Consider the following 6,626-nt stretch of genomic DNA (forward strand, 5'->3'; position numbering starts at 1 on the left):
TACTAAATCTGTGAGTGTATATAATTTAATAGAGGAAGGTGAAATCATGACTAAGAGAACTGGCTTTATATGTGATGAAAGTTATTTTTGGCATGACACTGGAAATGCAGCTTTAGTTATGCCGCCTGGGGGATGGATTGAAGCAGATGTTCACGCGGAAAATCCAGCGACAAAACGGCGCTTTAAAAATTTGATGGAACGCAGCGGTTTAATGAAGCAACTTGTTCAAATTGCTCCTCGTTCTGCAACAGTAGAAGAAATCCAGCTTTATCACGGAAAGGAATATATTGATAAGGTTAGAGAATTAAGTGAAATTGGCCATGGAGACGCAGGAAAAGGGGCACTGGTTGGAAAGGGATCATATGAAATAGCCCTATTATCCGCTGGCGGAGCGATTACTGCAGTGGAAGCAGTTGTAAATGGTCAGGTTGATAATGCATATGCACTTACACGTCCGCCTGGCCACCATGCAGAATCGGATTTTGGTATGGGCTTTTGTCTTTTTAACAATGTTGCTGTTGCTGCAAAGCATGCCCGCAAGAATTTAGGTATTGAAAAAGTACTTGTTCTAGATTGGGATGTTCATCATGGGAACGGAACTGAATCAGCATTCTACGATGATCCCGATGTATTATTTATTTCTCTGCATCAAGAACGTAATTATCCCCCAGGTCGAGGAAAGGCAGAAGATATAGGGTCAGGTAAAGGCAAAGGGTATAACATTAATATTCCGTTGCCTGCTGGGACTGGAAATGCTGGATACATGTACGCGTTAAAAGAAATTGTCGCTCCCATCACCGATCAGTTCAAGCCCAATCTTATTCTCATTTCAGCTGGACAAGACCCTAGTCTATTTGATCCGCTAGCCCGGATGATGGTTACCGCAGAAGGGTTTAGGCAGATGGCACGTTTCATGCTCAATATTGCTGAAAAGCATTGTGGCGGCAAATTCATAGCCTGTCATGAGGGTGGTTATAGTTCGGCATATGTCCCTTTTTGCTCTCATGCCATTGTCGAGGAAATGAGTGGTGTCAGCACAGAAGTGGAAGATCCATTCGCCCAATCCATGCATGAAATTCCAACAGATGAGCTTTTTGACATTCAGAAAGAGTATGTTAAAAGAGTAAAAGAGATTCAGTCAAAATTTTGGACTCTACCATCTGTAGTTTTTTAACTACCATCAGAGGGTAGAATTCTCCCGTAATCTTTCTTCCTAGCTTTATTCTATCTTTCTTGGCTCATTCCGTCGATATCTTGTTAAAGTGGTTGACATTCATTCTTAATTTACAGAATATTTATTTAATTTTACGGATAGTTAACTTACGTTTTATCAATACATTTTATAATTGGTACATTTTAAACTTATTTAAGATAAATTCATTCTATTTTTGAAAGCGTTTCTTAATGAGAATAGGATTCAGAAGCTAGTCAATGAAAAAACATAGTAACTGTTTTATTTAATGATAAGGCGGACAATTGGGAAAATTTTTGTCCAAAGTTATGGAGGAATGGCTGGTGAAGCACACTGGAAAACGCTCAAACCATTTATAAAGTTCTTTGTTAAAAATTAAGTAAAACTACCCCTATTATATAATTCTAAATTTTTACGCGAAAGGAAGATAAATATGTTGAAAAAAGTGAATTCGTCCAATGAAATCTATGATGTAATCATAGTCGGGGCTGGCTTTGCAGGTATCACAGCTTCTCGTGAACTAAGTAATCGTGGTTTTAAAACCTTAATTCTTGAAGGACGAGATCGTATTGGAGGTCGAACATGGACGGATAATCGCTTGGGAAGGGATCTTGAACTAGGAGGTACATGGGTTCACTGGAGTCAACCTCACGTATGGCCTGAGATTATGCGATATGGGCTTGAACTTACTCCTTCACCAGATCATGAAATTGCCTATTGGTTTGAAGAAGGAAAGATGAAAAAGGGTACAAAAATGGAATATATCGGACTTATGGGTGAAGCTTTAACACGTTTTTTTGAAGATAGTCGTTTGCACATGCCTTTTCCGTTCGATCCGCTAGCCTCTCCAACTATGAAAGAAATTGATAAGCTATCGGTAAATGATCGATTAAATCAACTCAATCTTGACCCAGTCGTGTACGACAATGTAAAGAATTTTTTGGAAGCTTGTCTTCAAGGCCCCGCAGAAGAAGGTGGCTACAGCACCCTTCTTCATTGGATTTCTTGTTCAATGCATGATTTGGGATTAATGTTTGAAGCACTTGGGAAATTTAAATTAGCAAAAGGTACTATATCGCTAATAGAATCAATTGCTGGTGACTCTGTCGCTGATATTCAGTTTACTAAGACAGTATCTTCTGTTGAAAAAGTAGATGACCTGTATAATGTGTTCACAAGAGATGGCGAACAATTTATAGCAAAAACAGTCATCGTTACATTGCCTTTAAATGTATTAAATAAAATCGAGTTTAAACCAGCTCTATCTGAGCTTAAGCAAATGGCGGCGGCTGAGGGACAAAATAGTCAAGGTATTAAATTTTGGGCAAAACTTCGTGGGAAGTATGAAGCATTTTCTGCCTATGCCCCTTTAGGTAGTCCAATAAATTTTGTTAGTTATGAATATGAAGTAGATGGAGACAGCATTATTGTTGGATTTGGATCAGACGCTTCTCGGATCGATCCTAATGACTTGTCAGCTATTCAAAATGAGATACATAGATGGTTCCCTGATGCAGAAGTCGTAGAATGTACAGGTCATAACTGGGTAGCAGATGAATTCGCCGGTCAAACTTGGAATATGCAAAAACGTAATCAGCGAATTCGGTATATGACTGAATTACAACGCCCAGAGCATGGAGTGTTCCTAGCTGGTGCTGATTATGCAAATGGATGCCCAGGTATGATGGATGGCGCGATTGAGAGCGGTCTAGTTGTTAGCCGTAAAGTTCAAGATTATTTAACTAAGACATGTGTTGAACTGACTAATAAAGCACGCTAATTTTGATCAGTATTTCATTTCTCTAACTTTGAAATCAATCGATTAATTATCAGTAAATGGTCTAGAAGATGTATATCGGTATCACTGAAGTAGACTCGCATAAAGTGCAGATCTACAGTATTATTCTCTTAGTTAGCAGGATTGTTCATGGGCAATTGTTTAAGAATAACTATGGGAAATGTTTAAACTTTTTATAAAAGAATGATTTTGTTGAATATATTAAAAGCGTGTTTTGATCAATTGTTTTCAAAACACGCTTTTTATTATTGCTCTATGATCAATAACTATAATGCCGTGACCGAAGATATGTTCAAAGTGTTTAAAACAGAATTCGCAAATAGCTCAACTAATCAAATTGTGTTATATAGTTAAATAATTTCGAGCCAAGCTTATTACTTTGTGTGACTAATGAAACGGTTCTTTTTCTTCCGAAATCGATGATGGGTAACGTGAAAAGATCAAGATGGCTAATATTTTTAGCCATTATTTCAGGAACAATGGTAATACCCATCCCAGCTATTACTGATCCGAAAATAAAATCACCAAATGATAGCTCGCTAATAATATTGGGTTTATAACCTAGTAATTCAATCTGTTTAATGATATGCATCCTTGTATCGCATGGAGCTTGATGCACAATCAAGGGTTGTTCGCATAGTTCTGAAAGCTTTACTTCACTCTTAGCTTGATATGTATGATTTAAAGGAAATACTGCATGGTAAGGTTCTGTAAACAATTCATAACTACATAATGACTCGTTGACATTTAAACTATCAATTAAGATAGCATCAACCCTTCCTTCCTGTAAAGATTGTATAAGTTCATTTGAAGTATTTTGAATTATTAATGTTATGGGTTTATCCATTAACTGAAATTCTTTTATCCTTGAAGGTAAATAGTAAGTGGCTAAACTAGGTAAACATCCTATTGCTATGGGTGCAGTTCTGTACTTTTGTTGTATTTCTTGACGAATTGTTTGTAATTCAGCAATGACTGGGATGATTCGGTTGTATAAATGTTCGCCGGCATTTGTTAGTTCAATGCCCCCTGATGTTCTATGAAACAATATAATATTAAGATCTTCTTCTAAATTTCGAATATGTTTGCTCATTCCTGGTTGTGTAAGATTATTCGCTTTAGCTGCTTTGGAAAAACTTTTATACTTAGCAGCTTCAGTAAAACTTTGCAACCACTATATTCATGATAATCCTCCTATTGATATAACGATTCGTTATAGCTATATAACGTAATGGTTGTTCTCTAATTGTATATTTCATAGTACTCTTTTACATGTAGATTACCATTCTAATATAACATAGCGTTATAAACTAATGTCTAATGTATTGGACTTTGAACAAGGAGGAATGTTGAATGGGTAAAGTGCTTTTGCTCACTATAGGTATGTTTGCGCTTGGATTTGATGCATACGTCGTAGCAGGTTTGTTACCTCAAATTGGCACGACGTTCGAAATAAGTGATTCCCAAACTGGACAATCAGTCAGCGTATTCACATTATGTTATGCACTTGCAGCACCAGTTTTTGTGACATTATTAGCTGGAAAATCAGCACGTAAGGTGTTAATAGTCGCTCTCGTAATATTCTCTGTAGCAAACGGTGCTAGCGCCATAGCTCCGAACTTTTCTTTATTCCTTTTAACACGTGCAATTGCAGGGATTGGAGCTGGTCTCTTTTCTCCACTTGCTGTTGCATCAGCAACCATGCTTGTCCCAGAACAAAAACGAGGTCGTGCTCTCAGTATGACATTGGGTGGAATGAGCATGGGGACAGTCATAGGAGTACCTCTAGGATTAAAAATTGCAGAAAGTATAGGATGGCAAGGAACTATTTGGTTCATCACATTAATAGGTTTGATTGCTATGGTTGGGCTCATAATGAAGTTTCCCGATATTCCAACGAAAGCAACTCCTTCATTAAGTGAACGATTTGCCATCTTAACAAATAAACAAGTCTCAGCAACTGTTGGAATTACGTTTATTGCAAGTGTCGCTAGTTTAGGCCTTTATACGTATCTATCACCAGTTCTAGAAAACCTAGATAATATCAATAATACAATTCCTTATTTGTGGGCTTGGGGAATTGGGGGGGTAATAGGAAGTTTCTCGATTGGTATGATCATTGATCGAATAGGGCGAATAGAATGGATCGTGGTTTGGATTTTAACTATATTAGCTATTGCGATGTTCAGTATACCACTTGTTATTGATATGTCTGTTCCAGGTTTCGGATTTATACCTTTTGTGTTGTGGGGGGCAGCTGGATGGGCTGCACTTGCTCCACAACAACATATATTAATTCAATCGCAACCACAACATGGTGCAACTGCAGTTGCATTGAACAGTTCTGCAAACTATTTAGGTGGTTCTGTAGGAACGATTCTTGGTGGAGGCATCTTATTTACTGGATTAACGCCTTCTTATTTACCTTTTGTTGCTGGCTGTATAGTTTCAATAGCCTTGCTTGGTCAAGTTATGAAATTGAGGAAAAGCAAATTGAAATAAAACTTGTGTTTTTGTACCAAAGAAGATAATTAAACAGTAAAAAGGAGATACCAATTTCCTATTGAGGTATCTCCTTTTATAGTTATTCATATTTTTATAGTTTTAATAGATAGAATGCTTAATTTTTCACTCGCATGCCTCTTAAATAAAATAGCTGCATAAATAACAAAATCAGACCAATTGCAATAATTGAAAATAACTGAGAGACCCCTGAAAAAATAGAATAGAACATTAAGACAAACATTAAAATGACTAAAGCAGTTTGTAAAACGTAATACAGTTTATACAGGCTCTTTAACATTACGTGTTTCTCTCCATCATCATAGCAATTAAATAGTTGCTCTTGATAATCTTTCGAGTTTGGATTAGGTAATTGGTAATCTGGTCGTGTAAAACGAATTAAGCTCACATTTACTAGTAGTCGGTAGAAAGTGATTGGTACTAGAATAGCCGTATACAAAACAATCTTTGGATATTCATCTCGCAACAATAAAAAACCTGCAATCAATGTCAGTAGTGATAGTGTAAAGGCAATTTGTGAGTAGATTGTTAGTTTATAAGATAAGCGCTCGAGTACGATTATTTTTTGATCTTCCATATCGTGCGTAACTGTTTTTTCACCTAGTTCGACAATTTTTCCTGAGATTAATGTTGTAATCAATAATAAACCTAAACAAAAAATATTAATTAGATAAACGATTGTACTTTCAGTAGTATGTAATTCATTTGCCATTATTCGATTTTTTAAAAAATCAAATGATATGTAGATAAGTAATAACGTCAAAATTATTGTACTAAACCTGTTTTTCATTTAAAAATCCTCCTCTTCAAACTTAAATACATTTTCGATTGGCTCTCCAAAAATCTTTGCAATTCTTGCCGCAATGATTACGGAGGGCATGTATTCCGAACGTTCGATCAAACTAACTGTTTGGCGAGAGATTTTCGCCATTTGAGCTAATTGTGTTTGATTTAACCCATCTCTTGCTCTTAGTTCTTTAAGCCGGTTTTTCAAGTATATCACCTCGAGTAAATTATAAAGTAATCGTTTCTTATTGACAATAATAGTAGTCAAAAAAATATTATTATTGTCAAAGTGACTATTATAGCTGCTATATATCAATTGATGAGTAG

At 36.3% G+C, this 6,626-nt stretch carries 6 protein-coding genes; 3 read left to right on the top strand and 3 right to left on the bottom strand.

All coding sequences use genetic code 11. The features are described 5' to 3' along the window. Positions 1-46 precede the first annotated feature (46 nt). A complete protein-coding gene (locus V7014_RS20575) occupies positions 47-1,174 on the top strand; it encodes a class II histone deacetylase (protein WP_335509841.1) in 1,128 nt (375 codons plus the stop codon). 451 nt (positions 1,175-1,625) lie between these two features. Further along, on the top strand, positions 1,626-2,972 hold the full coding sequence (locus tag V7014_RS20580) for a flavin monoamine oxidase family protein (RefSeq protein ID WP_335509833.1): 1,347 nt from the start codon (positions 1,626-1,628) through the stop codon (positions 2,970-2,972). 346 nt (positions 2,973-3,318) lie between these two features. On the opposite strand, the gene V7014_RS20585 is transcribed toward V7014_RS20580, so the two are convergent. Further along, positions 3,319-4,161 (bottom strand): LysR family transcriptional regulator, encoded by an 843-nt coding sequence (locus V7014_RS20585; RefSeq protein ID WP_335509835.1) that lies wholly within the window; start codon positions 4,159-4,161, stop codon positions 3,319-3,321. A gap of 182 nt (positions 4,162-4,343) precedes the next feature. On the opposite strand from V7014_RS20585, the gene V7014_RS20590 reads away from it, so the two are divergent. Then, the gene (locus V7014_RS20590; RefSeq protein ID WP_335509837.1) at positions 4,344-5,492 is read left to right on the top strand and encodes an MFS transporter; all 1,149 of its coding nucleotides are present in this window, start codon (positions 4,344-4,346) and stop codon (positions 5,490-5,492) included. Between the two features lie 118 nt (positions 5,493-5,610). Here V7014_RS20590 and V7014_RS20595 read toward each other — a convergent pair whose 3' ends face one another. After that, complete coding sequence (locus tag V7014_RS20595; RefSeq protein WP_335509839.1) at positions 5,611-6,303, bottom strand: DUF3169 family protein; 693 nt, start codon at positions 6,301-6,303, stop codon at positions 5,611-5,613. Beyond that, complete coding sequence (locus tag V7014_RS20600; protein WP_335509843.1) at positions 6,304-6,507, bottom strand: helix-turn-helix transcriptional regulator; 204 nt, start codon at positions 6,505-6,507, stop codon at positions 6,304-6,306. Positions 6,508-6,626 lie beyond the last annotated feature (119 nt).

Origin of the sequence: Bacillus sp. JJ722 (genome assembly GCF_036963345.1) — a bacterium.
Classification (GTDB): domain Bacteria; phylum Bacillota; class Bacilli; order Bacillales; family DSM-1321; genus Bacillus_AD.

What these genes read in the sequence shown, in the direction of transcription:
- V7014_RS20590 (WP_335509837.1), top strand. Translation starts at nt 4,344, where the DNA reads ATGGGTAAAGTGCTTTTGCTCACTATAGGTATGTTTGCGCTTGGATTT.
- V7014_RS20595 (WP_335509839.1), bottom strand. Translation starts at nt 6,303, where the DNA reads ATGAAAAACAGGTTTAGTACAATAATTTTGACGTTATTACTTATCTAC.
- V7014_RS20580 (WP_335509833.1), top strand. Translation starts at nt 1,626, where the DNA reads ATGTTGAAAAAAGTGAATTCGTCCAATGAAATCTATGATGTAATCATA.
- V7014_RS20575 (WP_335509841.1), top strand. Translation starts at nt 47, where the DNA reads ATGACTAAGAGAACTGGCTTTATATGTGATGAAAGTTATTTTTGGCAT.